The organism is Chitinophaga sp. CF418 (genome assembly GCF_900142925.1).
In the GTDB taxonomy this organism is placed as follows: domain Bacteria; phylum Bacteroidota; class Bacteroidia; order Chitinophagales; family Chitinophagaceae; genus Chitinophaga.
The window spans coordinates 417,198-441,006 of record NZ_FRCN01000002.1; the positions used below are offsets into that span (position 1 = coordinate 417,198).

The following is a 23,809-nucleotide window of genomic DNA, read 5'->3' on the forward strand; positions in this document are numbered from 1 at the left end:
TTCCGGGCTGCAAAATCATTCGATTGCAGCATGACAAGTACAGTTACTACTGTTACAGTTACATTTACATTACATCATTATTTTACGTGGCCTGTAATGAAAAAGAATAAAATAAAATGCTGATAGTTATCCTATGCGGATAAGAAAAAGCTACAAGTAATAATTAATGATTAATGATTCAAATAACGCTACGGAATTTCAGTTTTAGTTCAATACACATTAGTTCAATACACGGTTTTAATAACGATTTCGGCTTTTTGAATAAATATGGCAACTCCGGGTTAAAAGTATAATATTTTTCAAGTAAAGTAAAACGTTTTTGCAAAAAAGTTTTGAGCGGTGAGAAACTGCTATGGGAGAGGATAAGAAGGGGATTTCGGCAAATTGTATGTAAATCAGAAAAATGACATAAAATGACGAAACAGGAAAGTATTATTTTGGCGCACTTTCCTGTTTCGTATATTTTTCCTGGTAAAATAATATACTTTATTGTTTAACGTCGAAGATATAAAACTGCGTCTCTTCCCTCTTATCAAAATTATTGTCAACAACGAAAATGAGACTTCTATGTCCGTTAGGAAGAACGGGGCCAAAAGTCATTCCCTCTACATTATCAACAAAGGTATCCAGCTCATCAAAATTGAGGAGTAATGTCTTTTGTGCCGGTGTAAAATGTGTTGTTTCCTGCAGTGAATTAACCGTCTTAATATCAGTAGCTTCTTGAAGATCCACCTTGAATACACGAATAGTATTGTTTTTTACACCCGTTGAGAAGGAGCGTTCCATCACCAGTAACTGCGTTTCCGAGAGTACCAGTATATCAGAAACGCCGTTCACACGGAAAGCTGAATCGGGCACAGAGGGGTGCGCAACAGGCTCCAGCTTATAAGCATACTGGGTGATGGGTTGACGGGTAAGGAGGTCATATTTTATAATACGTATATAGGTCGTAGTATCCTTCAGATCAGCACGGGGACCATCTTCATACCTGGGCTCTTCCAGGCTCACAAACATATAACGGCCATCCGGAGTAAATCCAAGGCCCTCAAATACACCGTTACGCCTTGGGCCATTTTCCGTAGCCCGCATATGGAACTGCTCCGGTAAGGGATAATTGCTAAGAAAGTGTCCGCTGGTATCTACGTCATATACTCCGGGATCATTGATAATATTCCCCTGCCCGGCAATGATCCTCTCCCCTTCACTGCTCCATACCAGATGGCCGGTATGCGGGTTATAACGCATGGCCTCCGGATCGGGTGCAAAGACCTTCGCTGATGGATATACATTACCATCTGGCATTCTCAAATAAGCAACATGGATAAAACGAATACTGTCCCTGTCGTAATTGTTTTCCGGTATCTGAACTGTATAGAACCTGGCTGATTGTTTTTCCGAACGGTCATCACAGATCAGGTAATATACTTTCCGGGCGCTGTCATAGTCTATACCTGAAAGCCCTCCTACTGTGGTGCCGTTGAATGGCATATTGTAGGGAACAATGTATTTATGCAGTAGTGTCAGTGAGTGAATGGCAGGTATTGTGGTGTCTTTAACGCTGATTTTAGGAATGGTGGCACAAGCACTCAAAAGTATAACCAGCAGCATATATTTTCTCATATAAATATTTCTCTTCACAAAAGTAGTGAATGAAAAATATCCCTGGGGCTAAGTATAACAATACTCATACAATATATGAGTAAAGAGGGTGTTAGCAATGGCATTATTGAAAGGCTGGATTTGAAGAAAAATAAGGTAATCAGATCGTAGCAAAATAGTATATTGATTCTTGCTGCGACTGATTACCTTTTTTCACACAATGGAGCTTGGTTGCCTGACTTATACAGCCCGGCCGCGTATAATATTTACAAGAATAGCAATAACAGCTAATACCAACAGCACATGTATCAGACTGCCGGCGGAGTAAACAAACGCACCCAGAATCCATCCAATAATAAGGATCACTGCGATTAAATAAAGTAAGCCGCTCATGTCAATAAGATTTGGTTATAGTAATAGGTAGAAAATCTGTGCCAGATAGTGTTAATGAAGACAGATGCCGCTATTCTTCAATGTTAAAAAGGGGTACAGCGTATTCTTCCCTTTTTAAAACAATATATGCCAGTATTTTCAATGGACTTTTTTTTGTGGAGTGTATTCCCCAGCAAGGGCAAAATCTCCGCTAGGTGAGGGACTGAAATAGGCCACCACGCTTACCTGGTTGTAAGCGCAGAAACTGGTAACATTTTTGAATCTTACATATACTAATCATCATTGCATTAATCTAAAATTGACTATCATGCAACTAAATGAAAAATTGTTGGAAGCCCTGAGTGATCTGGTCAGGATCAATCAAGATCGTGTGGATGGATATAAAAAAGCAATAGAATTAACAGAAGATACCGACCTGAAGGCTTTGTTCCAGAGAATGGCAGACGAAAGCCATACTTATATTGACCAGTTAAACAACGTGTTATTGGACGGCGGCGGAGATGTAGCACAAGGCTCTTCCGTATATGGTAAACTCTACAGGACCTGGATGAACGTAAAAGCCACCTTTTCAGGGCGCGACCGTCAGGTATTACTATCTTCCTGCGAATATGCGGAAGATGCGACACAAAGATCTTACGAAGAGGTATTACGCTCCAGTACCCCGATGCCTTACAGCGTAAGGGAGCTGATCGCTAACCAGAAAGGTGCGCTCAGAGGCTCGCACGAGACTGTAAGAACTTATAGGGATCTGGAAAAGATCCCTCATTGACCGGAATGTGTTCATTTTGACGCCCGCTGTTCTTTTTGTTCATAATAGAAGGTAAAAGCGGTTGTTCATTATGTGCATCTTACATTTGGAATGTAAGATTAAGCGGCTACTTATCTCAATAAGTAACATTTTCAGTAATGGATTTAGGTAAATTTACAGCCCCGTAGGATGCGGGGCTGTTATTTTTTAATAATATGCTTTCAACTTCATCAATATCCCACATCCCAATCCTTCCATACAGGCTCATACCCCTGCGCCCGTAACATACCACTGATATTCGCCGGACTACGATCGTCTGATATCTCGAACTGTTCCAGAGAAGAGAGATCTGTCGCATATCCGCCCGGATTGGTCTTTGAACCCGCACTAAGCGCCGTAATGCCCAGTTTGATCACATTGTCCCTGAAGCGAGGTGTTTCTCTTGTGGAAAGGCTTAATTCTATTTCCTGGTCCAGTAGGCGATAGGCACAGATCAGTTGTACCAGCTCGCGGTCGTTCATTTCCACTTTAGGAGGAAGGCCGCCTGAACAGGGGCGCAAGCGAGGGAAGGAAATACTATATTTCGTCTGCCAATAGGTTTTTTCCAGGTACTGAAGATGCAGGGCTGTAAAAAAGCTATCCGTACGCCAGTCTTCCAGCCCTATTAGCACGCCCAACCCTATTTTATGGATACCTGCCCTGCCCAGCCTGTCCGGCGTGTCCAAACGGTACTCAAAATTGGATTTGCGCCCTTTGGGATGATGCAGTTTATAGTCTGCCTGATGATATGTTTCCTGGTAAACCAATACCGCATGCAGTCCGTGGGGAATCAGTTCCGCATAATCTGCTTCATCCATAGGTTGTACTTCCATGGAGATATTGGCAAAATGTGGCCGGATCACTTTCAGCGCTTCCCTGAAATAATCCACACCTACGGTCTGATTAGCCTCACCTGTGACCAGCAGCACATGCTCATACCCCATTGCCTTGATAACGGCCACTTCCCGGAGTATCTCCTCTTCGTTCAGTGTCTTCCGGGCGATCTTGTTATCCAGGCTGAAACCACAGTAAGTGCAGATATTCTGGCATTCATTACTGAGATACAGAGGGATGTACAACTGCATTGTGTTACCAAAACGCTGTTGTGTGAGCCGCCGGCTCAGCTGTGCCATCTGTTCAAGGTAAGGAGCCGCAGCCGGGGAGATCAATGCCTTAAAATCCTCCAGGGTGCGTTTGCTGCGGCTAAGCGCTGCCTCTACGTCACTGGCGGTTTTCGAATAAATGCCCGCCTTGACATCATCCCAGTTATATAGATCGAAAATGTTTTTAAAACCTGACATAGTCTGCTTGTTTAAACTTCATCAAGAAAGCCGATCAATGGACTGGAGGCCACTGCCTGGCGTTGCACGGAAGGCAATCCCGCTTCATATGCCTGCCTGCCGGCTATTACTGCCTGTCTGAATGCCTTCGCCATCATTACCGGGTCTTTCGCCACGGCGATAGCGGTGTTCACCAATACGGCATCTGCTCCTATTTCCATGGCTTTTGCCGCATCGGAAGGACTACCGATACCTGCATCCACTACCACAGGTACTTTACTCTGCCCGATGATAATCTCAAGGAAATCTATCGTCCGCAGGCCCTTGTTGCTGCCTATCGGGGCGCCAAGAGGCATCACGGCGGCAGTACCTGTTTCTTCCAGTCTTTTACATAGCACAGGGTCTGCATGCACATAAGGCAATACAATGAAACCGAGTTTTACCAGTTCTTCTGCAGCTTTCAGTGTCTCTATAGGGTCTGGCAGCAGGTAGCGTGGATCAGGATGTATTTCCAGCTTGAGCCAGTTCGTTTCCAGCGCTTCCCGGGCCAGTTGGGCCGCATATACCGCTTCTTTGGCGTTTCTTACGCCGGAGGTGTTAGGCAGTAATTTTAGCTGCGGATGATGTACGTGCTGCAACATATCATCCGATTCATTGTGAACGTCCACCCTTTTCAGCGCCACTGTGACCAGTTCTGAACCCGAAGCCAATAGGGCTTCCTCCATCAGAGGCAGTGAGGCGAACTTGCCTGTGCCGGTAAACAGGCGGGAAGAAAAGGAATGACCGGCTATTACGAGTGGTGTCATAGTGTAAGAGATGATACGGTTTGAAATTTGTTTTCTGCATGTGTGATAAGGCCACTTACCGCAATACCGTGAATGCCTGTCTGCATCAGTGCAGGCACGTCTTCTGCCAGTATACCACCGATGGCGATAACGGGAATATGAATACCCATATTCCTCAGCGCCTGCATGATAGCGGCAATGCCTTCCAGCCCGAGAATGGGGCTGAGCTTCTCTTTGGTAGTGGTAAAGCGGTAAGGTCCCAAACCAACATAGTTGGCGCCGTCTTTCACATGAACAAGAATATCCTCCAGCGTATTGGCAGTGCCGCCAATGATGAACTCATCGCCGGTGATGGCCCGGGCGCTGGTTACCGTCATATCCTGCTTGCCGACGTGTACACCGTGGGCGCCGACAGTCTTCGCAATATGCGGATGGTCATTAATGATGAGGGTAGCGTTGTAACGTGAGCAGATAGCCTTTGCCGATAGTGCGCTTGCCAGGATCTTGTCTTCGGGTTCATTCTTGATACGAAGCTGTATCCATCTGCAACCTGCCTCACAGGCAGCCAGGATATTGTCCAGGTGAGAGGCGGTTGCTGTTTGTTGTGATATATAATGCAATGAGCTGATCATGTAATGTGATAACCTAAAAGTGATGAATGACTGGCCAGGAACTTTTCTGTATAAAGTTTGGCCTTGATACAGGCGGCAGGCAATGAGTTGCCCGCTGCCAGTTGTGCGGTAATAGCAGCGCTGAGCACACAGCCGGAGCCATGTTTGGGAAAGACGGTTTCAGCGGCGGCAGGAATGTCGATAATATCGGTCTTGCCAATATACAGACTGTCTACTCCCTGTCTTTCCGGCCGGTGCCCTCCCTTTAGCAACACCGCAGCATAGGCTGCCAGAGCGCTTGCTGCAGTATGCCCATCTTCCTCCCCGCTCAGCAGGAGCGCTTCATGATAGTTGGGCGTCAGCAGATAGACCTGCTGCAATACCTGTTTCCAAACTGATAGCTGCGTGGTATCGTGAAACGTATACCCGGCGCTAGCTTTCACAACGGGGTCCAGTATGAAACGTATTTCCGGCTGTATGGTCCTGACAGACAGGATAATCTCCAGAATGGTAGGTGCATCCCGTACGATCCCGATCTTACAGTACTCTACTGGAAATGTTTCCAGCAGCGGTGTTGCCTGTGCAATGATCTGACCTGCGGACTGCCATTCCACCGAGAGGAAGCGGGTATCTGTCTGTACGGTGAGGGCCGTACAGACGCCCAGACCATAGGCGCCGAGCGCCTCAAAAGTTTTGATATCAGCCAGCAGGCCTGCTCCGGCGGAAGGGTCCAGACCGGCGAGGCTCATGACATAAGGGCGTCTGTTTTCCATATATCCCTGATGCGGCGGAAATTGCTGACGGCTGTAGCTGGTTCCTGCCAGATGGCGCCCAATAGGGCAATCCCGTCAAACTGCATGTCGCGGGCTTTTGCTGCTGTGGTATGATCGATCCCTCCCAACGCCAGTACCTGTCCGTTATAGCCGTCCTTTGAAAGGCGGAAACCTTCTCTGAACGTACTGGTATGCCCGGGTTTGGAGATGCTGTCAAACACGGGTGCCAGTAACAACTGGTCCCAGTTATCGCTGGCTATCTGCAATGTCTGGGCGGCATGTATGCTGGTGCTGAGCAGCCATCCTCTCTGCCGGTAGCCGGTGATCTGGTCACCGCTTACAAGCCCCCTGCCTGCTTCACTGAAGTGCACGCCCTGCAGGCCGTACTTTTCGCAAAGCGCAGGATGTCCGGCTATCATCAGCTTGTGGTAGCAGGAAGGGTCTGCATCCTGCAACAGCTGTTCATAATCTGTTTCCTGCCATCCAGGTTTGCGTACGAGGATGCTGTCTGCGCCTTCGGCAATCAGTTGCTGCCAGTAGATGGTTTCTTCCGGCAGGAATGTACTGTGTGTGATGATCTGTATCATGAGATGAGTATCAGAAGTAAACTTCTCCCCCTTGTTCCTTAAATGCGTGTGCCTGTTCTGCCATACCAGTTTCCAGGGCTATTGTTTCCTCTATCTGTTGGGTAGCGGCATAGTCCCGCACTTCCTGTGTGATCTTCATGGAGCAAAAATGAGGCCCGCACATAGAACAGAAGTGTGCTATCTTGGCGCCTTCTGCCGGCAGTGTTTCATCATGATAGGAACGGGCTGTGTCCGGATCGAGGGAAAGGTTAAACTGATCTTCCCAACGGAACTCGAAACGGGCCTTGCTCAGGGCATTATCACGGTGTTGTGCGCCCGGATGACCTTTGGCAAGATCCGCAGCATGAGCGGCTATTTTGTAGGTGATCACCCCTTGTCTTACGTCTTCTTTGTCAGGTAATCCCAGGTGTTCTTTAGGTGTCACATAACACAGCATGGCGGTACCGAACCAGCCGATCATGGCGGCGCCGATAGCTGATGTGATATGATCATAGCCCGGCGCAATATCAGTGGTCAATGGCCCGAGTGTATAGAAAGGTGCTTCTTTACAGTGTTCCAGCTGTTTATCCATATTGGCCTTGATGAGGTGCATCGGCACGTGTCCGGGACCTTCTATCATCGTCTGCACATCATGTTTCCAGGCATGGTGGGTCAGTTCTCCCAGCGTTTCCAGTTCTGCAAATTGTGCGGCATCATTTGCGTCTGCGATGCTTCCGGGACGAAGTCCATCCCCCAGGGAGAAGGCTACGTCATATGCTTTCATGATCTCGCAGATTTCTTCAAAGTGAGTATACAGGAAATTCTCCTTATGATGCGCCAGGCACCATTTCGCCATGATAGATCCTCCGCGGGATACAATACCTGTGGTACGTTTGGCCGTGAGTGGTACATAACGCAGCAGTACGCCTGCGTGAATGGTGAAATAGTCCACACCTTGTTCCGCCTGTTCTATAAGCGTATCCCGGAAGATGTCCCAGTTCAGCTCTTCAGCCTTGCCATTCACTTTCTCCAGCGCCTGGTAAATTGGTACGGTACCGATGGGAACGGGCGAATTACGGATGATCCATTCCCTTGTTTCATGAATATTTTTGCCGGTGCTGAGGTCCATAATGGTATCTGCTCCCCAGCGGCAGGCCCATACTGCTTTTTCGACTTCTTCTTCTATGCTGGAGGTAACAGCGGAGTTACCAATATTGGCGTTGATCTTCACCAGAAAGTTGCGGCCAATGATCATGGGCTCACTTTCCGGGTGATTGATATTATTGGGGATGATAGCGCGTCCGGCAGCTATCTCCTGCCTTACAAATTCAGGTGTGATGAATTTTAGCGGTGTATTAGCACCGAAGGACTGGCCTTTATGTTGCTGCCAGAGGGCATTATTTTCCTGGAATAACTTATCTACACATTGATTCTCGCGGGTGGCAATGTATTCCATTTCGCGGGTGATAATACCTTTCTTTGCATAATGCATCTGCGATACATTATGTCCAGCTTTCGCTTTCATCGGTGAATGCTGATAAGAGAAACGCAGGCCATCAAGGCGGCTGTCCGCCATTCTTTCCCGGCCATATGCAGAAGTAATGCCCGGCAACTGTTCAACATCATTACGGTCTTTGATCCAGCTCTCACGCAGCCTGGGAAGGCCTTTACGTACATCGATATCAATATTGGGATCAGTGTACGGGCCGCTGGTATCATAAACTACCACGGGGGAATTAGGTGCTTCAGCTCCTTTACTGCCATGGAGGCGTGTAGGAGTCAGCGTGATCTCTCTCATGGCAACGCCATCTACATAGATCTTTCTGGATGCCGGGAAGGGCGTACGGGAAATTGAATGCATAACTGATGATTGAATTAGGATTTATGAGTTGAGAAGACGGCGCACAGGGACACACCACGGCCTCACGGCTGTGCGCGTATCATTTGTTATTGTACACCGGTAAACGAGCCCTTATCCGCCCTGCGTGGCGCGGATGATCGTGACCTTATCTGCTGTCTGCAAAATTTGTTCGGGCCAGGAGGTTTTCGGAATAACCTGGCTGTTGATGGCGATAGCGACGCCTTTTTCTGAAGAAAGTTGAATAAACTGTAAGAGGGCAGCAACAGTGGTTCCTGGCTGCACCGCATAAAGTTTATTGTTTACAAGCACTTCCATGTTTGCAAGGAATTAAGTGAACAATAAACTTTAAGGATGGAAAGATGAAGAAGAGTTCAGCTACTTTTCCCTACGGCAGTATGAGCTGCGTCAGGTACTGAGGGTTTCATCTCAGCTTCCCGGAAGTATTTACAACCGGGAAACACCCCTAAAGTGCCTTAAAGGTAGTTAAATTTGTTAAACTAGTATTGCTATCTTTGGAACTATGAAAAAATGTCTGGTCCTGTCAGTGATCTGTACTGTTATTACCGCAGCATGTCAACAGCCGTCTCCGTCTTCAAAAACAAATACGCCCGAAGACAGCAGCCTGATTGATGTGAGGGATACAGTCACCCCGGAAACGATCGCTGATTCCGTAACGCTGGTGAAGGCGGATACGATATCCTATACTGAAGACCAGCTGTTGGGCAAATGGCTACAGCCTGTACGGGGAGTAGATAAGGCCACGCAGGGATTTCTGCTGAAGAAAAAAGGTGCCATTACCTCAATCAATACCTACTCGATGAAATATGACAAGTGGGGTGTGTCGCATGATACGCTGTTACTATGGAGCCATATAGAGGGCTCGCAGCAGAAAGATTCCGCCACTGTCATAGATACTACGCTTATCAAGTCACTAACCGATACTTCGTTAGTATTGTTTCCCATTAAAGCCGTAGAGGGATACCTCGAAGAATACAAAAAGATTAAAAGCAAAAAGAAATAGTTCCGTCCCATAGTCTACAGGCAACAGACAATTGCGATATATTGCCTGCTGCCTGCATTGCAGACTATAGTTGTCATGAACTAACTAATGATACATGTTCCACAAAGCTACTGCGCAGGCCACAACCGCCATGAAGATACCCGCTGTAGCTACTTGTGTGTCATCAATATTCTTGTGCGCTTTTAATACGGAAAGTCCGCCCAATACAATTGCTGCAATGCCTAATACCAGTGCGGTATTATGATTCCTTGACACGAAGGCATATATTGCTGCGAATATGCCCGCAAACATAGAAACGAAGCAGGCAATTTTAGTGGGGGTGGACGTGGTGTGCTGTTGCATATAAGTAAGAATTAAAATGAAAATGAAAAGTTCATAACCTGTTTATTGCTTTTGTTCTTCCCAGGGTACTTTCAACAGTGTCCCTATCTGCTGATATTGAGATTCCTGGTACTCATCCAGCCCGTAGCGTAGCCGTGTTACATCATTTACCACCACAAATGTGCCGAACAGGCGATCCCAGAACGAAAAGATATTTGCATAGTTGGAGTCAGTTTCCGGTTGATAATGACTATGATGCACCTTATGCATGTCAGGCGATACAATGACCCAGCTAAGGGCGATATCAAGCCATTTGGGCAACCGGATATTGGCGTGGTTAAACTGGGACATAAAAGCCGAAATGGTCTGGTATAACATTACCATCCAGATAGGCACTCCCATGGAAACAATGGCCAGTATAAGGGCTACCACCCGAAAAACAGATTCTACGGGATGATGCCGCAGGGCGGTAGTTGTATCAACGGCCGTATCGATGTGATGGATCTTATGGAAATGCCACATCCAGGCAATTTTATGCTGGATGAGATGCACCAGGTAAGCACCTATCAGATCCATCATCATAATGGCCAGCAGGCAATGGAGCCACACCGGCAACGCAACGAGGTATAAGAGGCCGAAATGGGCCTTTGCAGTCCATTCTGATGCGATAACGATTACGAATGCAAAACCAAGGTTAACAATAGCTGTTGTCAGCGTAAAGAACAGGTTGGTGCCCGCATGCTGGTACCGGTTTACCTTCAAGGAGAGGCGAGGTATAGCTCCTTCTATCATCCACAGCAGTAACAGTCCGCCTACAAGAAAAGCGGTACGATACCAGGATGGAATAGTATTGAAAAATTCTTCCATATGGGAATTCAAATTTTTGACATGATACCTTCATGCCCTTTATCAGTTCATCGTGAAATAGTGGTCATCAAACTGGGGTAATCAATTCGCTTACTGTCCTGTTTTACTGGTATTAATTTACGAACTTTTTAAATAACAATTCTTTTGAAAGTGGCTGTGGGTAAAGAAAAAAGCAATCTCCTTGTGAGAGATTGCTTTACAAATAAATATAAGTTATTAGTTGTTGTAGAACTGATTAGTTGTTCAGCATAAGTGGCATTACCAGCATCAGCAGGTCTTCATTTTCCTCTTTTTCAGAAGGCTTCAGAATACCAGCTTTAGTTGGAGTAGACAGTTCAATGGTGATCTCATCTCCTTCTGCGGCGTTCAGCATTTCAATGAGGAACTTCGCGTTGAAAGCAATTTGCATATCATCGCCGGTGTACTGGCAACTCATGCGTTCGTTACCTTCAAACGAGAAATCCACGTCCTGTGCAGAAAGCTGGAGCTCACTGCCGGTGATGTTCAGGGCTACCTGGTTGGTGCTCTTATTGGCGAACACGCTCACACGTTTCAGGGCGTTCTGGAAATCACTTTTTGCCAGGGTAAGGCGGTAAGGATTATCTTTTGGAATCACCACTTTATAGTCAGGGAACCTTGCGTCAATGAGGCGGCAGATCATCTGGGCGCCATCATGTGTTACAAAGAAATGGTTCTGGCTATAGGCGATCTTTATTTCGCTGTCATTGTCAGGTAATGCAGACTTCAGCAGGTTCAGCGGCTTTTTAGGCACAATGAAGGTTTCTGCTTTAGGGCATTCTACACCGGTCCTTACATACTTCACGAGACGGTGAGCATCGGTGGCTACGAATGTGAGGCTGGTGGGGGTCAATTCGAAGAACACACCTGTCATCGCCGGACGCAGGTCATCATTGCTTACGGCAAACAATGTTTTATTGATCGCTGTTACAAGTGCTGTAGATGTCAGCGTGAAAGAGGTAGTATCATCTGCTGTAGGCTCTTTGGGGAAATTCTCAGGATTTTCTCCCATCACCTTATACTTACCGTTGTCGGAAGTGATCTCTACAGCATAAGAATTAAGATCTATATGAAAAGTCAGCGGCTGATCGGGCAGATTCTTGAGTGAATCCATCAGGATCTTGGCGGGAATACAGATACGGCCATTTTCTTTGGCTTCAACCTCCAGCTTTACCTTCATGACAGTCTCAAGGTCTGTAGCCACTACGGTCAGCTCGTTCTTGTCGATCAGGAAAAGGAAATCTTCCAATATAGGCAACACCGTATTAGAGTTAATCACCCCGCTGATCTGCTGCAATTGTTTTAACAAAGTAGAGGAAGAAACGATAAACTTCATGTGATATATTGTTATTTACTTTTTGCTTTTTTATCAAAATCGGCCACTGTAAAGGATTTTGACATTGTTGGCCGTATTCTGGATTTGTTAACCGCACTAAAAATAAGGCTTTTTAAGAAAGCGGACAAAGATAGAAAGAATTGTCAAGTATCGTGCTATTTACAGATATTACCGGAAAATGCAATGTTAGACAAAGTGATGATTATGTCTTGTTTTATTGAAATAAATTCAATGAATGTCTAGTTTATTGTGATGTGGTGAAAAAATCTACTGTTTCTTTTAAATGATGTTCATATCCTTTAGCTTTGCGGGCGCAAAAAAATATTTTTAAAACTAAAAATTCTTTTGGGTTATGAAACTGTCTCATTTAGCCGAAACGTTGATCGGGTCTGAAATTATCAAGCTGGCCGGTGAGATAAAGGAGAAGCAGGCCAAGGGCGAGAAGATCTACAATTTTACCATTGGGGATTTTGACCCCAAGGTATTCCCAATTCCGGCTGAATTTGAGGAAGAGATCATAACGGCTTATAAGGAAGGATATACCAACTATCCTCCGGCTGACGGTATTCCCGAACTAAGGAAATCAGTGAGCGAGTTTATCGCTGAACATGAGAACCTGAACTACGATCCTGCCAAGGAAATCGTGATCTCCTGCGGCGGTCGTCCAATCATCTATGCAACTTTCAGAACAATTGTTGACAGGGGAGAAAAGGTAGTATATGCCACTCCATCCTGGAACAATAACCACTATACCCACTTCCTGGAAGCAGAGCACGTCGTACTGGAAACAAAGCCGGAGAACGACTTCATGCCAACTGCTGCTGAACTGAAACCGCTGCTGAAAGGAGCTACCCTCCTGGCGTTGTGTTCTCCGCAGAACCCTACAGGTACTGCTTTCGGTAAGCAACAGCTGGAAGAGATCTGCGACCTCGTAATTGCCGAAAACAAGAGCCGTAGCGCTGATCAGAAACCGCTATACATCCTGTTTGACCAGATGTACTGGGTACTGACCTTCGGCCAGACGCACCACTACACACCTGTTTCCCTCCGTCCGGAATTGCGCGATTATACCGTTTTCATCGACGGTATGAGTAAAGCTTTCGCTGCTACCGGCGTAAGGGTGGGCTGGGCTTTAGGACCTGCTCATGTAATTGGTAAAATGAAGTCCATCCTCTCTCACGTAGGCGCCTGGAGCCCGATGGCAGAGCAACATGCCGCTGCCCGCTACCTGCGTCGTAAGGATGAAGTGAACGTTTACCTGAAGAAATTCAAAGCAGAAGTAGAAGAGCGCCTGCAGAAGATCTACGAAGGTTTTGACAGCCTGAAAAAAGCCGGCCATCCTGTAGACGCTATCGCGCCACAGGCAGCTATCTACCTGACCCTGAAAATTGACCTGGTAGGTAAAAAGACCGCTGATGGTACTGTATTGCAGGACCAGGCAGCTGTTACCTCCTACATCCTGAACGAGGCTAAACTGGGTCTGGTGCCTTTCTATGCTTTCGGTTCTTCCAAAAACGCGCCATGGTACCGCCTCAGTGTTGGTACATGTAAGAAAGAGGAGATCCCGGCAATGATCGCCCAGTTGAAATCAGCATTGGAGAAACTGCAATAACAGATTATACTGGCAAGCTATAAGAAAAGAAAAGGCCGCCCGTCTTGAACGGAGCGGCCTTCTTCATTGAATAGGTGTGTGTGGCGTTGTGGAAAGAAGGGGATGTTTAGTGTTTGTCGTGACCCCTGCCCTGTTTTCCGTGACCCCGGTTATCTTTTTTCCACTGTTTGTGCTGTGGATGATCCCGGTTCACGAAGTATTTCTCTTCCCTGCTATCACGAATGGATACCTGATCATGTTTATTCCTGTAACCATAATACTCCTTACTATACTTGTTATGGTATAAATAAGGCCTGTTCACACCATTGATCACGACTTTATGTGCGTGGTACACATCGAAATTCGCATACCTGGCTGGCAGGACAGCTGACCTGCGCCAATCATTGCCATACCTGTAGATGTATACCCTATCTGGTACATAATAATATGTTTCGATATCGGGGAGATAATAATAATCAACATAGTCATAACCCACGGGTCCCCATACCGGTTGTCTTCCTAGATTTATACTCACATTGATCTGCTGGGCCATGGTTGTTACTGTAAAACCTGTTACAGCTAACAGAAGAAGCATTAACTTTTTCATAGCGCTTGATTTTACCTATGTAAGGCAAAAGCAATGCCCTAAAGTGCCAGGATCATTTTTTCTGAGATATAAAGTAAAAATTTGTCGGTTAAAACCCAGAATGTTGAGACCAGCTGGTAAGGAATCGATCGCATAATGTCCCCGATCTCATCCCCGAATATGAAAAATGCGCTTTATGTTATAATTAGCGTCGGATTAAGGTAGCACAAACGACGGCCAACTATAAGCGCCATAGTGCCCGTAACCTTTAAATAACCCCGTAATAGCCCGAATGTTTACTTTTCCCGGAGAATGCCTGGGAATGTTACCGATGGTCCTCCTCTGAGGAACAGGGCCAGAATTAGCTGTTCCCCAGGTTATTCCCCGGGGTTATAAACCCAGCGCCCTGGGAAGGGCTGAGGACATATTAGCCGTCTTAATGCTGATTTAAACAGGTACAAGCTTCGTTTCTCCTATGTCCAACTTACGTTCATCCTACGTCTTGGAACGTAAGATGAACGTAAGTTGGACATAGGAGAAACATGGTTAATACCTGGTTGTACCGGACACAGAAGTACACCGAACCAAGGAGTGAATAAGTATTAACATGGCATAGAAATTCGTTTGAGATAGCTTAATCCTTCCTTCTGAAGGGAAGATTAAGGGAGGATTAAGCTATCTCAAACGAATCTCCATCGAACTTCAATCGAACCTCAAAACCCAATATCCTTCTTTTAAAGAAGAAAAGAGAATGTATAATATATTGATTATTAATACAAAATAAGATTGACTTTTTGACTTTTCAACCTTTTGACTTTTGAAGTCGAAAAGTTAATCTATTGTTAAATGGTCAACTTGCTTCACTTTTCTCTGAATTCTTCCTATTTTTGACCCGTAAACTAAAAAAGTCAAAAAGTTAATGCTTGCTGAGAACAAAGATGAAATGAGGGATAAAATCCTGGAGGCGGCTTTGAAGCGGTTTATGCACTATGGTGCGTCTAAAACCACCATGAATGAGATTGCAGATGACCTGCGTTGCTCAAAGGCATCGTTGTACTATTACTTTTCCGATAAAAAGGCATTGCACAATGCCGTGTTGATGAAGATCGGGGAAACTTTCTTCGATGAACAGGAAGCAGAAGCCGATAAGGACATTTCGTCCGAGGAAATGTTTTCCAATATAATCACTATAAAAAAGCAGTTCGTTGAGCGTTATAGTCGCCTGGAACTGTTTAAGATCCTCAATGATAAATCAGAAGAGATACAACAGATCATCCGGTCTGTTCATGAGCGGGAGACAAAGATGCTCACCAAGATCATAGAAAAAGGCGTGGCCTCAGGAGAATTTGACGTTGATGATCCTGTAGCGATCGCACAATTATACAGGGACGCTATGGAAGGATTGCGGTTTGCCGGAATGAGCTGCATCCCCGATAATATCCCCGATTTAGATAAAGAAGCATTTGATAAGATAGTAGCACAGCAGAAATTGTTGACGGAAATATTCGTCAGAGGAATCAAGAAACAATAAACAGGAATAATGCCAGTCAGAGCGCGGATATTGGAAACAGCATCAAGGATGTTCAGGACGTATGGAATTAAGAGTGTTACAATGTTCGACATATCAAGGGAATGTGGAGTGTCAAAGAAAACGGTGTACGAACATTTCAGGGACAAGGAAGAACTGGTGCAGGATGGGGTGCGCTTTTTGCTGAACAGGCACGAGCAGCATCTGGAAGATTTTCGTCAACAATCTGCTAACGCTATTGAGGAACTGCTGAAAGAGGTGGAGTACATAGCACAGATGGGGAATACGATCAATCCCGTGATGCTATTTGAAATGGAGAAATACCTCCCCGATATCTGGAAAGATGTCGAAGTGTTCAAACAGGAGCGGCTGTTGCAGGCCATTACAGCCAACCTTGAACGGGGTATGCAGGAAGGGCTCTACCGCAAAGACCTTAAACTGAACATCATGGCACGTACGCGGCTGCTACAACTGGACATGGCTTTTGAACCAATGCAGTTTCCTGCTGCACAGTTCAATATGCACGAGGTAATGAGAGAGATCACCATACATTTTATACTGGGAGTGACAACAATGAAAGGACGTAAGCTGGCCGCTGAATACCTACAGATTAAAGAAGACTAATACTACCGCTTAAAACTATATCCGCCAACTAAAAAAATCAAAGTAAAACATACGGATGAAAAGGATAATGTTAACGCTTATTCTCTTAATGGGAATAGGGGGATATACCTCCTATGCGCAATCGGAACTGTCGTTGCAGGAGTGCCTGAAGTATGCACTCGCGAACAATCAGCAACTGGCACGTACCCGGCTGGAAGAAGATATGGGCCGTTTTAAAACCAGTGAAGTAAGAGCCAGGGCCTTACCCCAGGTAAACGCCCAGGGACAGTATACCAATAATATCAAGAAACAGGTGCTTGCCGTTCCCGGCGAAATTACGGGAGGAGCGCCCGGTACTACTACCCTGCTGCAGGCCGGCACTACACACAATGTGACCGCTTCAGGTACTGTAACACAGGAAGTATTCAACCAGTCAGTATTTACCGGTCTGAAAGCTGCAAAAGCTGGTGAAGAATACTACAAAATGCAGACTGTACAGAGTGAAGAGACTGTGATCTATAATGTAACACAGCTTTATTACAATACGTTGGTGTCCCGCGAGAAGATGATCGTACTGGATGCTAATATCGAAAAGCTCACCAAACTGGTAGAGACCACTTCCTCCCAGGTGCAGAACGGATTGGCACGTAAGATAGATCTTGACCGTATGCGTGTGAACCTTACCAATTATAAAACACAACGCACACAGGCACAGAACCAGTTCCTGGTACAGGCCAATCAACTGAAGCAGCAAATGGGGATGTCTATGAGCACCACCCTGAACCTGCCTCCCGCTTCATTCAGGGAAATAGAAAACAAAGCGACTGTAGCAGATTTTGGTGGTATGAACGTCGACAACAGGATCGAATACCGCCTACTAAAGAAACAGGAAGAGCTGCAGGAGTTCCAGAAAAAAGCCTACCGCGCGGAGTATTATCCCTCCCTGGCATTGTCTGGCAACTACTCCTATAATGGCATCAGCAATAAGTTTGACATGCTGAAATCCAAGTCAAATGGTTCTACTGCCAGCTGGTACGATATGGCGGCTGTAAGCCTTACGCTGAAGATCCCCATTTTCGATGGATGGGCGCGTCGCTCACGTGTAAGCCAGGCCAACGTGACCCTTAAGCAGCTGAGAAAAGACATGGAGGCTACTACCCTCTCCCTGAGTACGCAGTATGAAAACGCCAAGCTGCAGGTACAGAATAACCTGGCCACTATTAAGGAGCAGAAGGAGAACGTAGATCTGGCTAATGAAGTATACAACTCTACCCAGAACAACTATAACCTGGGCCTGGCCAACCTGACGGATCTGCTGGATGCTGAAACATCCCTCACTTCCGCACAGAACAACTACAACGAAGCCTTATTGCAATATAAGCTGGCAGAACTGGATATCATCAAATCCAATGGTAATCTGAAAAGCCTGTTGAACTAATTAAAACCGCTAAAAACCGCATACCAAACTATATGAAAAAGATTCTTATCTGGGGCACACTGACCATTGCAGCTGTTGTATTGATCATGTGGAAACTGGGCGCCAATAAAAAGGAAAATGAAGCCAAAACGGAATTTGTGAAGAAGAGTAACGCCGGCGATGTGCCCGTATTGGTAGAAAAGGTAGCAAAATCAGATTTTTCACAGGGCTTTCAGTCCAACGGTAACTTCACTCCTGTACGTGAACTGACTTATCTGGCGGAAACTGCCGGCCGTATCAATAAACTGCTGGTAGATGAAGGTAGTGTTGTACATGAGGGACAGATAATAGCGCATGTAGATGGCGAAATACTGGGTACTGATCTCTCTGCCGCCAAAACCAACCTGGAACAAATGAGAGTAGATAAAGAAAGATATGAAGCTGCTTTTAAAACAGGTGGTGTAACTAAGAAACAGGTGGATGATGTAACCCTGCAGTATGAACTCCAGAAAACAAAAGTTGAAGCCGCAAGCCGTCGTGTAGGTGATACTTATATCAAAGCTCCTATCAGTGGTGTGATCAACAAAAAATATATAGAGCAGGGTGCTTATCTCTCCGTGGGCAATAAGATGTTTGATATCGTAGATGTATCCCGCCTGAAACTGGCGGTATCTGTACCGGAATTTCAGGTGGTGAACCTGAAAGAAGGCGACAAAGTGAAAGTAACATCCAACGTGTTCCCTGAAATGAACTATGAGGGCCGTGTAACTTTCATTGCTGCCAAAGGTGACAATACGTTGAACTACCCAGTGGAAATGGAAGTGCTGAATAACACCGGTAAGCAACTGAGAGCCGGTATGTATGGTACCGCTCATTTCGAAATGATGGATGCATTGCCAACCATCCTGGTAGCACGTACCGCTTTCGTAGGTGGTGTAAACAGCAACCAGGTGTATGTAATGGAAAACAATACCGCGAAACTGCGTAAGGTAGTGGCTGGCCGTATTTATGGAGATAAAGTAGAGATCAGGGAAGGATTGAATGAAGGAGAAACTGTTATTACCAGCGGACAGATTAACCTGGTAGATGGTGTTAAGGTAACGGTCCAAAAATAATCAACTATGAAGATCACAGAAATATCCATAAAGCGGCCTACAATAGTGGTGGTGATATTCACCATTCTTACATTGCTGGGCGTGATGAGCTACCAATCGCTCAACTATGAGCTGTTGCCGAAGTTTGAGTCGCCGGTAGTGACCATCGCAACAGTATATCCGGGTGCATCTCCAAAAGAGGTGGAGAGCACCATTACAAAAAAGATAGAAGATGCGGTAGCATCAATGGAGAAGATAAAGAAGATCATGTCAAAATCTTCTGAGAGCTTGTCTACCGTTACCGTAGAATTGAATAACGACGCCAATGTTGATCTTGCTATGCAGGACGCTCAGCGTAAGGTGAACGCTATCCTGTCAGATCTGCCTTCAGATGCCAAGGCGCCATCGCTCACAAAATTCTCCCTGTCTGATTTACCTATCATGACCTTGTCTGCAACTGCCAATATGGACAGCAAGGAGTTCTATGACCTGGTAGATAAAAAGCTGCAGCCATTGTTATCCCGTTTACCGGGAGTGGCACAGATCTCCCTGATCGGTGGACAGGAACGTGAGATACAGGTGAACATCGACCCGAATAAACTGGAAGCATATAAACTGTCTATTAACCAGGTAAGACAGACAGTTACCAACGCTAACCTGGACTTCCCTACCGGTAAAGTGAAAACAGCAGATCAGCAGATACTGATCCGTCTGGCTGGTAAGTATAAAAATGTGGACCAGCTGCGTAACCTGGTGCTCTCAACAACCGCAGACGGTACACAGATCCGGCTGAGTGATGTGGCCGATGTGCAGGATGCTCAGAAGGACGTGGAACGTATGGCCCGTGTGGATGGTACAAGCGCAATTGCATTGCAGGTGCAGAAACAGACGGACGCCAACGCGGTGACCGTGAGTGAGGAAATGAAAAAAGCGATTGTACGCGTAGAAAAAGAGTATGCCGCTAATAACCTGAAGATCTTCATCGCGAATGACTCCTCAGACTTTACATTGGAATCTGCCGATTCTGTGATACATGACCTGATCATTGCGGTAGTACTGGTGGCAGCGGTAATGCTGTTGTTCCTCCACAGTATCAGGAGCGCGATCTTCGTAATGATCTCTATTCCTGCATCCCTGGTAGCTACATTTATCGGTATGAAGCTGTTCGGTTTCTCACTGAACCTGATGTCTCTGCTTGGTTTGTCTCTCGTGGTAGGTATCCTGGTGGACGACGCTATCGTGGTGTTGGAAAACATCTACCGGCATATGGAAATGGGTAAGAACAGGGTACGTGCGGCATTTGATGGTGTGAAAGAGATCGGTTTTACCGTTACTTCCATCACCCTGGTAATTGTGGTGGTGTTCCTGCCAATCTCTTTAACGAACGAATTGGTATCAAAGATCCTGAGAGAATTCTGTGTGGTGGTAATGATCTCTACGATGCTTAGTTTGTTATCGTCCTTTATGATCGTACCGTTGCTCTCCTCCCGTTTTGGAAAACTGGAGCATATCACCGGGAAGAACTTCTTTGAGAAATTCATTCTCTGGTTTGAAAGACAGCTGCAGAAGTTCACGGACTGGATGACAGGTATCCTGAAATGGGCGCTGAGCCACAAACTTATTACCCTGGTAGTGGCCATAGGTTTGCTATTCCTGTCTTTTATGCTGTTAGGTAAAGGGTACATCGGTGGTGAGTTCATTCCGAGAGGTGACCGTGGCCAGTTCATCCTGGTACTGGAAATGCCGAAAGATGCATCTGTAGAACAAACCAACCAGGCCACGCGTAAAGCGGAACAATATCTGTCAAAGAAACCTGAAGTAACCCGTCTGATCACCACTGTTGGTCAGACCAGTGAAGATGGTATGGGTACATCCCAGTCTACTGCGTACAAATCAGAGATTACGGTAATGCTGGTAGATCCTGAAAAACGTGCTGACGGTTCCGACATTTATGCTGCGAAAATGAAGGCACAGATAAGGGATATTCTGCCTGGTGTGAAAGTGAAAACCATGAATGTAAGTATCCTGGGGACTGCAGAAAATGCGCCTGTGGAGCTGGTTGTGATGGGTACAGAGCTGGATAGTGTAATGGCATATGCAAAAGAAGCAAGAAACGTATTGGCCAAAATAGACGGTACCAGCGATGCGAAATTATCCGTAGAGGAAGGTAATCCTGAGATCAACGTGCAGGTGGACCGCGATAAAATGTCCGCACTGGGTCTGACATTGGAAAATGTAGGAGGTACCATGCAGACTGCTTTCAGTGGAACTGCAGACGATTCTAAAATAAAATTCCGTCAGGGTGATTATGAGTATGCCATCAACCTTCGTTTTGATGACTTTAACCGTAAGAGCCTGCAGGACGTATCTAATATACAGTTCCTGAACAATCAGGGGCAGCTGATCCGTTTGTCGCAGTTTGCAACTGTAACGGAAGGTTCTGGTCCTAGCCGTCTGGAAAGAAGAGATAAAAACACTTCTGTGTCTGTAAAATGTCTGGTGATAGGACGGCCAAGTGGTAGTGTACAAACAGAATTTGCGACAGCGATTGAGAAACTTCGTAAACCTACTGGTATCTCTTATGTATGGGGAGGTGATGCGGAAAACCAGGGAGATTCATTTGGTGCGCTGGGAGCAGCCTTGCTGATCTCGATCGTAATGGTGTACCTGATCATGGTAGCGCTGTACGACAACTATATTTATCCATTTGTGGTATTGTTCTCCATCCCGCTGGCTATTATCGGCGCTTTGCTCGCGCTGGCGCTTACCAACAATACCCTGAATATCTTCACCATCCTGGGTATAATCATGTTGATAGGTCTGGTGGCCAAGAACGCTATCATCCTGGTTGACTTTGCCAACCAGATGAAAGAGCAGGGACAGAGCACCAATGAAGCGTTAATACATGCGAACAATGCCCGTCTGCGTCCAATCCTGATGACTACTATCGCCATGGTGATTGGTATGTTGCCTATCGCACTGGCAACCGGTGGTGTGTCTTCGATCAAGAACGGTCTGGCCTGGGTGATCATCGGAGGTCTGATCAGCTCCATGTTCCTGACCCTGATCATAGTGCCTGTAGTATACAGGATCGTGGACAGTGTGATGAACCGCTTCGGATGGAACAAACCTTCTGCAAAAAGATTAATCCGCCAAAGACTGGTGGCTCCTTATGCAGCAGAAATTGAAGAATCATCGTTGAATTGATCAATAAAAGATTTTAGTTACTAATAGTGTAACAGTTGTAGGTTTAGGCAACAGGCCGGAGTACTCTTACTCCGGCCTCTGTTTTTTATGAGCATAAAAAAAGCCGTCGCACAGGACGGCCGGTAAGGGGGACAAATGATGGCGACAAGTCAGATTGTTGCGTTCTTTCTTATCTGGTTAAATGTGTATGTTGTTTTGATCTCACCATTTTCAAAAACTGTAAGCAGCTGGTCTTTCAGTTCCGGTGCTTCGTTTTGAGGAAGGGATTTATAGGTACCATTATCCAGTACGAGTTTCTGTTTACCTGATTTGGATTTTTTGAAAGATACCCTGGTGTTACCATTGGCATCCAGTTCAAGAGGGTTCTTCTGTACATTGATAGCTACACCATTCACCTGTGCAAAGGAACATTTCAATGCAAATTCCTGCGTATCCCTGTTGACCCTTTGCAGTAAGGCGCCACCCATTCCCAATACAAGGTTTTCAGCACTGATGCCGGCCTGTTTTAACGCTTCAAAGATGGGAGGAATAGAAGAGTAACTGATGCCATCGCCTTGTATCACTCTGACCTGTGGAGGCAGTACTTTATAACCTTTTTCATTCAGGGTATAACCGAAGGTTTCCATCAGGATCTCAAATACTTTCAGGAGGGTCTGTACAGCATCTCCACTATCAGGACGGATCACCAGTGTGCCCTCCCGGCTGAGGATCTGTTCTTTCAGTTCAGTGCCCCAGTATTCTTTACATGCTCTGAAGATATTGTAAGAGTCAGAAACACAGGCAACAGTACCTGTAGGGAATGTATTCAGGATGTGACGGAAGATGTCTATCTCTCCTTCTTCGCCCAGCAGTGTCACGATAGAGTGCTCGGTGGCCGGAATAGATAATCCGGGAGCAACCGGTGCCTGGTAATATCTTTTGGCGAAAGTGGAACCAATCAGTGTATCGCTGCCGGAGAAGTTTATGAGGTGAGCGCTACCGCCGATACCGGCACTTTCTACGGAGCTGGCCCCACGGAAACCGAAGTCGTTCAGTACAAAGTCGATTCCTGCAAAAGCAGCTTCACTGGCTGTTTCTGTATAATATTTCTTCACTGTTTTTTTGATCTCTCTGGAGAGAGTGGCTACGGTACAAGGGTACCATACCTGCATAAGTAGTGTTTCCAGGAAATTGGTCAGCCAGTAACACTCAGGATCTGTATTCTCTATGCTCATTAATACGTTACGTACGCCTGTTACAGTACCTTCCGGAACCGCTTTGATACGTACAGGGAGGTGGCCTCCGTGTTTCTCGATGATATATTCGAAACGGCTGCGGTCAAACACATCATTGCGGCCAAATACTTCCAGCAAGGTGGCTTCCGCTTCGTCAATTTTTTCTTTGGTGATAACTGCACCCTGCAGGTATTCCATCAGGAAATACTGCAAGCCATAGAAAACGGTTTCTTCGAATTTGCCCCCGCGGCTTTCAAAATAGGAATAGATGTATTCAGTGCCTGGGATATAGAGTTTGTGGTGGGAATATTTATAGGCATCTGCTAATAAAATGAGGTTTTCCTTTGTCAT

Annotated in this window: 22 protein-coding genes and 1 riboswitch; of the genes, 8 read left to right on the forward strand and 14 right to left on the reverse strand. The window is 45.9% G+C overall.

Annotation, left to right across the window (positions count from 1 at the left end; genetic code table 11):
* Window positions 1–486: 486 nt before the first annotated feature.
* Together F3I09_RS06310 and F3I09_RS06315 are read right to left on the reverse strand one after the other, a co-directional pair.
* Window positions 487–1,620 (reverse strand): esterase-like activity of phytase family protein, encoded by a 1,134-nt coding sequence (locus F3I09_RS06310; protein WP_149694198.1) that lies wholly within the window; start codon window positions 1,618–1,620, stop codon window positions 487–489.
* 219 nt (window positions 1,621–1,839) lie between these two features.
* A complete protein-coding gene (locus tag F3I09_RS06315; RefSeq protein WP_106600019.1) occupies window positions 1,840–1,992 on the reverse strand; it encodes a lmo0937 family membrane protein in 153 nt (50 codons plus the stop codon).
* 307 nt (window positions 1,993–2,299) lie between these two features.
* On the opposite strand from F3I09_RS06315, the gene F3I09_RS06320 reads away from it, so the two are divergent.
* The gene (locus tag F3I09_RS06320; protein WP_149694199.1) at window positions 2,300–2,761 is read left to right on the forward strand and encodes a PA2169 family four-helix-bundle protein; all 462 of its coding nucleotides are present in this window, start codon (window positions 2,300–2,302) and stop codon (window positions 2,759–2,761) included.
* 209 nt (window positions 2,762–2,970) lie between these two features.
* On the opposite strand, the gene thiH is transcribed toward F3I09_RS06320, so the two are convergent.
* The 7 genes from thiH to thiS form a co-directional block, all read right to left on the reverse strand.
* Window positions 2,971–4,080, reverse strand: a complete 1,110-nt coding sequence (gene thiH / locus F3I09_RS06325) for a 2-iminoacetate synthase ThiH (protein ID WP_149694200.1) — start codon at window positions 4,078–4,080, stop codon at window positions 2,971–2,973.
* Between the two features lie 11 nt (window positions 4,081–4,091).
* Window positions 4,092–4,865 carry a thiazole synthase gene (locus tag F3I09_RS06330; protein WP_149694201.1) on the reverse strand — a complete coding sequence of 258 codons (774 nt, stop codon included), beginning with the start codon at window positions 4,863–4,865 and terminating at the stop codon, window positions 4,092–4,094.
* Window positions 4,862–5,476, reverse strand: a complete 615-nt coding sequence (locus tag F3I09_RS06335) for a thiamine phosphate synthase (protein ID WP_149694202.1) — start codon at window positions 5,474–5,476, stop codon at window positions 4,862–4,864. The genes F3I09_RS06330 and F3I09_RS06335 overlap by 4 nt, the downstream gene beginning before the upstream one ends.
* Entirely contained in the window at window positions 5,473–6,228 is a 756-nt protein-coding gene (locus tag F3I09_RS06340) for a hydroxymethylpyrimidine/phosphomethylpyrimidine kinase (protein WP_149694203.1), read from the reverse strand. Before F3I09_RS06340 ends, F3I09_RS06335 begins: the two co-directional genes overlap by 4 nt.
* Window positions 6,201–6,815, reverse strand: a complete 615-nt coding sequence (locus F3I09_RS06345; RefSeq protein ID WP_149694204.1) for a thiamine phosphate synthase — start codon at window positions 6,813–6,815, stop codon at window positions 6,201–6,203. The genes F3I09_RS06340 and F3I09_RS06345 overlap by 28 nt, the downstream gene beginning before the upstream one ends.
* Window positions 6,816–6,825: 10 nt before the next feature.
* Complete coding sequence (gene thiC / locus F3I09_RS06350; RefSeq protein ID WP_149694205.1) at window positions 6,826–8,655, reverse strand: phosphomethylpyrimidine synthase ThiC; 1,830 nt, start codon at window positions 8,653–8,655, stop codon at window positions 6,826–6,828.
* A 111-nt stretch (window positions 8,656–8,766) separates the two neighbouring features.
* The gene (thiS, locus tag F3I09_RS06355; RefSeq protein WP_089829296.1) at window positions 8,767–8,970 is read right to left on the reverse strand and encodes a sulfur carrier protein ThiS; all 204 of its coding nucleotides are present in this window, start codon (window positions 8,968–8,970) and stop codon (window positions 8,767–8,769) included.
* Between the two features lie 50 nt (window positions 8,971–9,020).
* Window positions 9,021–9,130, reverse strand: a riboswitch (TPP riboswitch).
* Window positions 9,131–9,175: 45 nt separating this feature from the next.
* Here thiS and F3I09_RS06360 point away from each other — a divergent pair.
* On the forward strand, window positions 9,176–9,676 hold the full coding sequence (locus F3I09_RS06360; protein WP_149694206.1) for a lipocalin family protein: 501 nt from the start codon (window positions 9,176–9,178) through the stop codon (window positions 9,674–9,676).
* An 84-nt stretch (window positions 9,677–9,760) separates the two neighbouring features.
* Here the strand turns inward: F3I09_RS06360 and F3I09_RS06365 are convergent, their stop codons facing one another.
* The 3 genes from F3I09_RS06365 to dnaN all read right to left on the reverse strand — a co-directional run bounded on the left by F3I09_RS06365 (window position 9,761) and on the right by dnaN (window position 12,218).
* Entirely contained in the window at window positions 9,761–10,018 is a 258-nt protein-coding gene (locus F3I09_RS06365) for a hypothetical protein (RefSeq protein ID WP_149694207.1), read from the reverse strand.
* A 42-nt stretch (window positions 10,019–10,060) separates the two neighbouring features.
* Window positions 10,061–10,864 (reverse strand): sterol desaturase family protein, encoded by an 804-nt coding sequence (locus F3I09_RS06370; RefSeq protein ID WP_149694208.1) that lies wholly within the window; start codon window positions 10,862–10,864, stop codon window positions 10,061–10,063.
* Between the two features lie 235 nt (window positions 10,865–11,099).
* Window positions 11,100–12,218 (reverse strand): DNA polymerase III subunit beta, encoded by a 1,119-nt coding sequence (gene dnaN / locus F3I09_RS06375; protein WP_149694209.1) that lies wholly within the window; start codon window positions 12,216–12,218, stop codon window positions 11,100–11,102.
* 352 nt (window positions 12,219–12,570) lie between these two features.
* Here dnaN and F3I09_RS06380 point away from each other — a divergent pair, with 352 nt between their 5' ends.
* Complete coding sequence (locus tag F3I09_RS06380) at window positions 12,571–13,830, forward strand: pyridoxal phosphate-dependent aminotransferase (protein WP_149694210.1); 1,260 nt, start codon at window positions 12,571–12,573, stop codon at window positions 13,828–13,830.
* 106 nt (window positions 13,831–13,936) lie between these two features.
* Here the strand turns inward: F3I09_RS06380 and F3I09_RS06385 are convergent, their stop codons facing one another.
* Window positions 13,937–14,416, reverse strand: a complete 480-nt coding sequence (locus tag F3I09_RS06385) for a hypothetical protein (RefSeq protein ID WP_149694211.1) — start codon at window positions 14,414–14,416, stop codon at window positions 13,937–13,939.
* An 898-nt stretch (window positions 14,417–15,314) separates the two neighbouring features.
* Between F3I09_RS06385 and F3I09_RS06390 the strand changes: the two genes are divergently transcribed.
* From F3I09_RS06390 to F3I09_RS06410, 5 genes are read left to right on the forward strand one after another with little or no spacing between them, the layout of a single operon-like run.
* Window positions 15,315–15,926, forward strand: a complete 612-nt coding sequence (locus tag F3I09_RS06390; RefSeq protein ID WP_149694212.1) for a TetR/AcrR family transcriptional regulator — start codon at window positions 15,315–15,317, stop codon at window positions 15,924–15,926.
* Window positions 15,927–15,935: 9 nt separating this feature from the next.
* Window positions 15,936–16,547: a TetR/AcrR family transcriptional regulator gene (locus tag F3I09_RS06395; protein ID WP_149694213.1), complete on the forward strand. Its 612-nt coding sequence runs from the start codon at window positions 15,936–15,938 to the stop codon at window positions 16,545–16,547.
* Between the two features lie 55 nt (window positions 16,548–16,602).
* The gene (locus F3I09_RS06400; RefSeq protein ID WP_149694214.1) at window positions 16,603–17,964 is read left to right on the forward strand and encodes a TolC family protein; all 1,362 of its coding nucleotides are present in this window, start codon (window positions 16,603–16,605) and stop codon (window positions 17,962–17,964) included.
* A gap of 32 nt (window positions 17,965–17,996) precedes the next feature.
* Window positions 17,997–19,058 carry an efflux RND transporter periplasmic adaptor subunit gene (locus tag F3I09_RS06405; protein ID WP_149694215.1) on the forward strand — a complete coding sequence of 354 codons (1,062 nt, stop codon included), beginning with the start codon at window positions 17,997–17,999 and terminating at the stop codon, window positions 19,056–19,058.
* Window positions 19,059–19,064: 6 nt separating this feature from the next.
* Window positions 19,065–22,244, forward strand: coding sequence for an efflux RND transporter permease subunit (locus tag F3I09_RS06410; RefSeq protein ID WP_149694216.1), 3,180 nt, complete (start codon window positions 19,065–19,067; stop codon window positions 22,242–22,244).
* Between the two features lie 149 nt (window positions 22,245–22,393).
* Here the strand turns inward: F3I09_RS06410 and F3I09_RS06415 are convergent, their stop codons facing one another.
* Complete coding sequence (locus tag F3I09_RS06415; protein WP_149694217.1) at window positions 22,394–23,809, reverse strand: nicotinate phosphoribosyltransferase; 1,416 nt, start codon at window positions 23,807–23,809, stop codon at window positions 22,394–22,396.

What these genes read in the sequence shown, in the direction of transcription:
- F3I09_RS06320 (WP_149694199.1), top strand. Translation starts at nt 2,300, where the DNA reads ATGCAACTAAATGAAAAATTGTTGGAAGCCCTGAGTGATCTGGTCAGG.
- F3I09_RS06385 (WP_149694211.1), bottom strand. Translation starts at nt 14,416, where the DNA reads ATGAAAAAGTTAATGCTTCTTCTGTTAGCTGTAACAGGTTTTACAGTA.
- dnaN (WP_149694209.1), bottom strand. Translation starts at nt 12,218, where the DNA reads ATGAAGTTTATCGTTTCTTCCTCTACTTTGTTAAAACAATTGCAGCAG.
- F3I09_RS06365 (WP_149694207.1), bottom strand. Translation starts at nt 10,018, where the DNA reads ATGCAACAGCACACCACGTCCACCCCCACTAAAATTGCCTGCTTCGTT.
- F3I09_RS06315 (WP_106600019.1), bottom strand. Translation starts at nt 1,992, where the DNA reads ATGAGCGGCTTACTTTATTTAATCGCAGTGATCCTTATTATTGGATGG.
- F3I09_RS06390 (WP_149694212.1), top strand. Translation starts at nt 15,315, where the DNA reads ATGCTTGCTGAGAACAAAGATGAAATGAGGGATAAAATCCTGGAGGCG.
- thiH (WP_149694200.1), bottom strand. Translation starts at nt 4,080, where the DNA reads ATGTCAGGTTTTAAAAACATTTTCGATCTATATAACTGGGATGATGTC.
- F3I09_RS06380 (WP_149694210.1), top strand. Translation starts at nt 12,571, where the DNA reads ATGAAACTGTCTCATTTAGCCGAAACGTTGATCGGGTCTGAAATTATC.
- thiC (WP_149694205.1), bottom strand. Translation starts at nt 8,655, where the DNA reads ATGCATTCAATTTCCCGTACGCCCTTCCCGGCATCCAGAAAGATCTAT.
- F3I09_RS06330 (WP_149694201.1), bottom strand. Translation starts at nt 4,865, where the DNA reads ATGACACCACTCGTAATAGCCGGTCATTCCTTTTCTTCCCGCCTGTTT.
- F3I09_RS06345 (WP_149694204.1), bottom strand. Translation starts at nt 6,815, where the DNA reads ATGATACAGATCATCACACACAGTACATTCCTGCCGGAAGAAACCATC.
- F3I09_RS06395 (WP_149694213.1), top strand. Translation starts at nt 15,936, where the DNA reads ATGCCAGTCAGAGCGCGGATATTGGAAACAGCATCAAGGATGTTCAGG.
- F3I09_RS06310 (WP_149694198.1), bottom strand. Translation starts at nt 1,620, where the DNA reads ATGAGAAAATATATGCTGCTGGTTATACTTTTGAGTGCTTGTGCCACC.
- F3I09_RS06370 (WP_149694208.1), bottom strand. Translation starts at nt 10,864, where the DNA reads ATGGAAGAATTTTTCAATACTATTCCATCCTGGTATCGTACCGCTTTT.
- F3I09_RS06335 (WP_149694202.1), bottom strand. Translation starts at nt 5,476, where the DNA reads ATGATCAGCTCATTGCATTATATATCACAACAAACAGCAACCGCCTCT.
- F3I09_RS06360 (WP_149694206.1), top strand. Translation starts at nt 9,176, where the DNA reads ATGAAAAAATGTCTGGTCCTGTCAGTGATCTGTACTGTTATTACCGCA.
- F3I09_RS06405 (WP_149694215.1), top strand. Translation starts at nt 17,997, where the DNA reads ATGAAAAAGATTCTTATCTGGGGCACACTGACCATTGCAGCTGTTGTA.
- F3I09_RS06400 (WP_149694214.1), top strand. Translation starts at nt 16,603, where the DNA reads ATGAAAAGGATAATGTTAACGCTTATTCTCTTAATGGGAATAGGGGGA.
- F3I09_RS06340 (WP_149694203.1), bottom strand. Translation starts at nt 6,228, where the DNA reads ATGGAAAACAGACGCCCTTATGTCATGAGCCTCGCCGGTCTGGACCCT.
- thiS (WP_089829296.1), bottom strand. Translation starts at nt 8,970, where the DNA reads ATGGAAGTGCTTGTAAACAATAAACTTTATGCGGTGCAGCCAGGAACC.
- F3I09_RS06415 (WP_149694217.1), bottom strand. Translation starts at nt 23,809, where the DNA reads ATGACAAAGGAAAACCTCATTTTATTAGCAGATGCCTATAAATATTCC.
- F3I09_RS06410 (WP_149694216.1), top strand. Translation starts at nt 19,065, where the DNA reads ATGAAGATCACAGAAATATCCATAAAGCGGCCTACAATAGTGGTGGTG.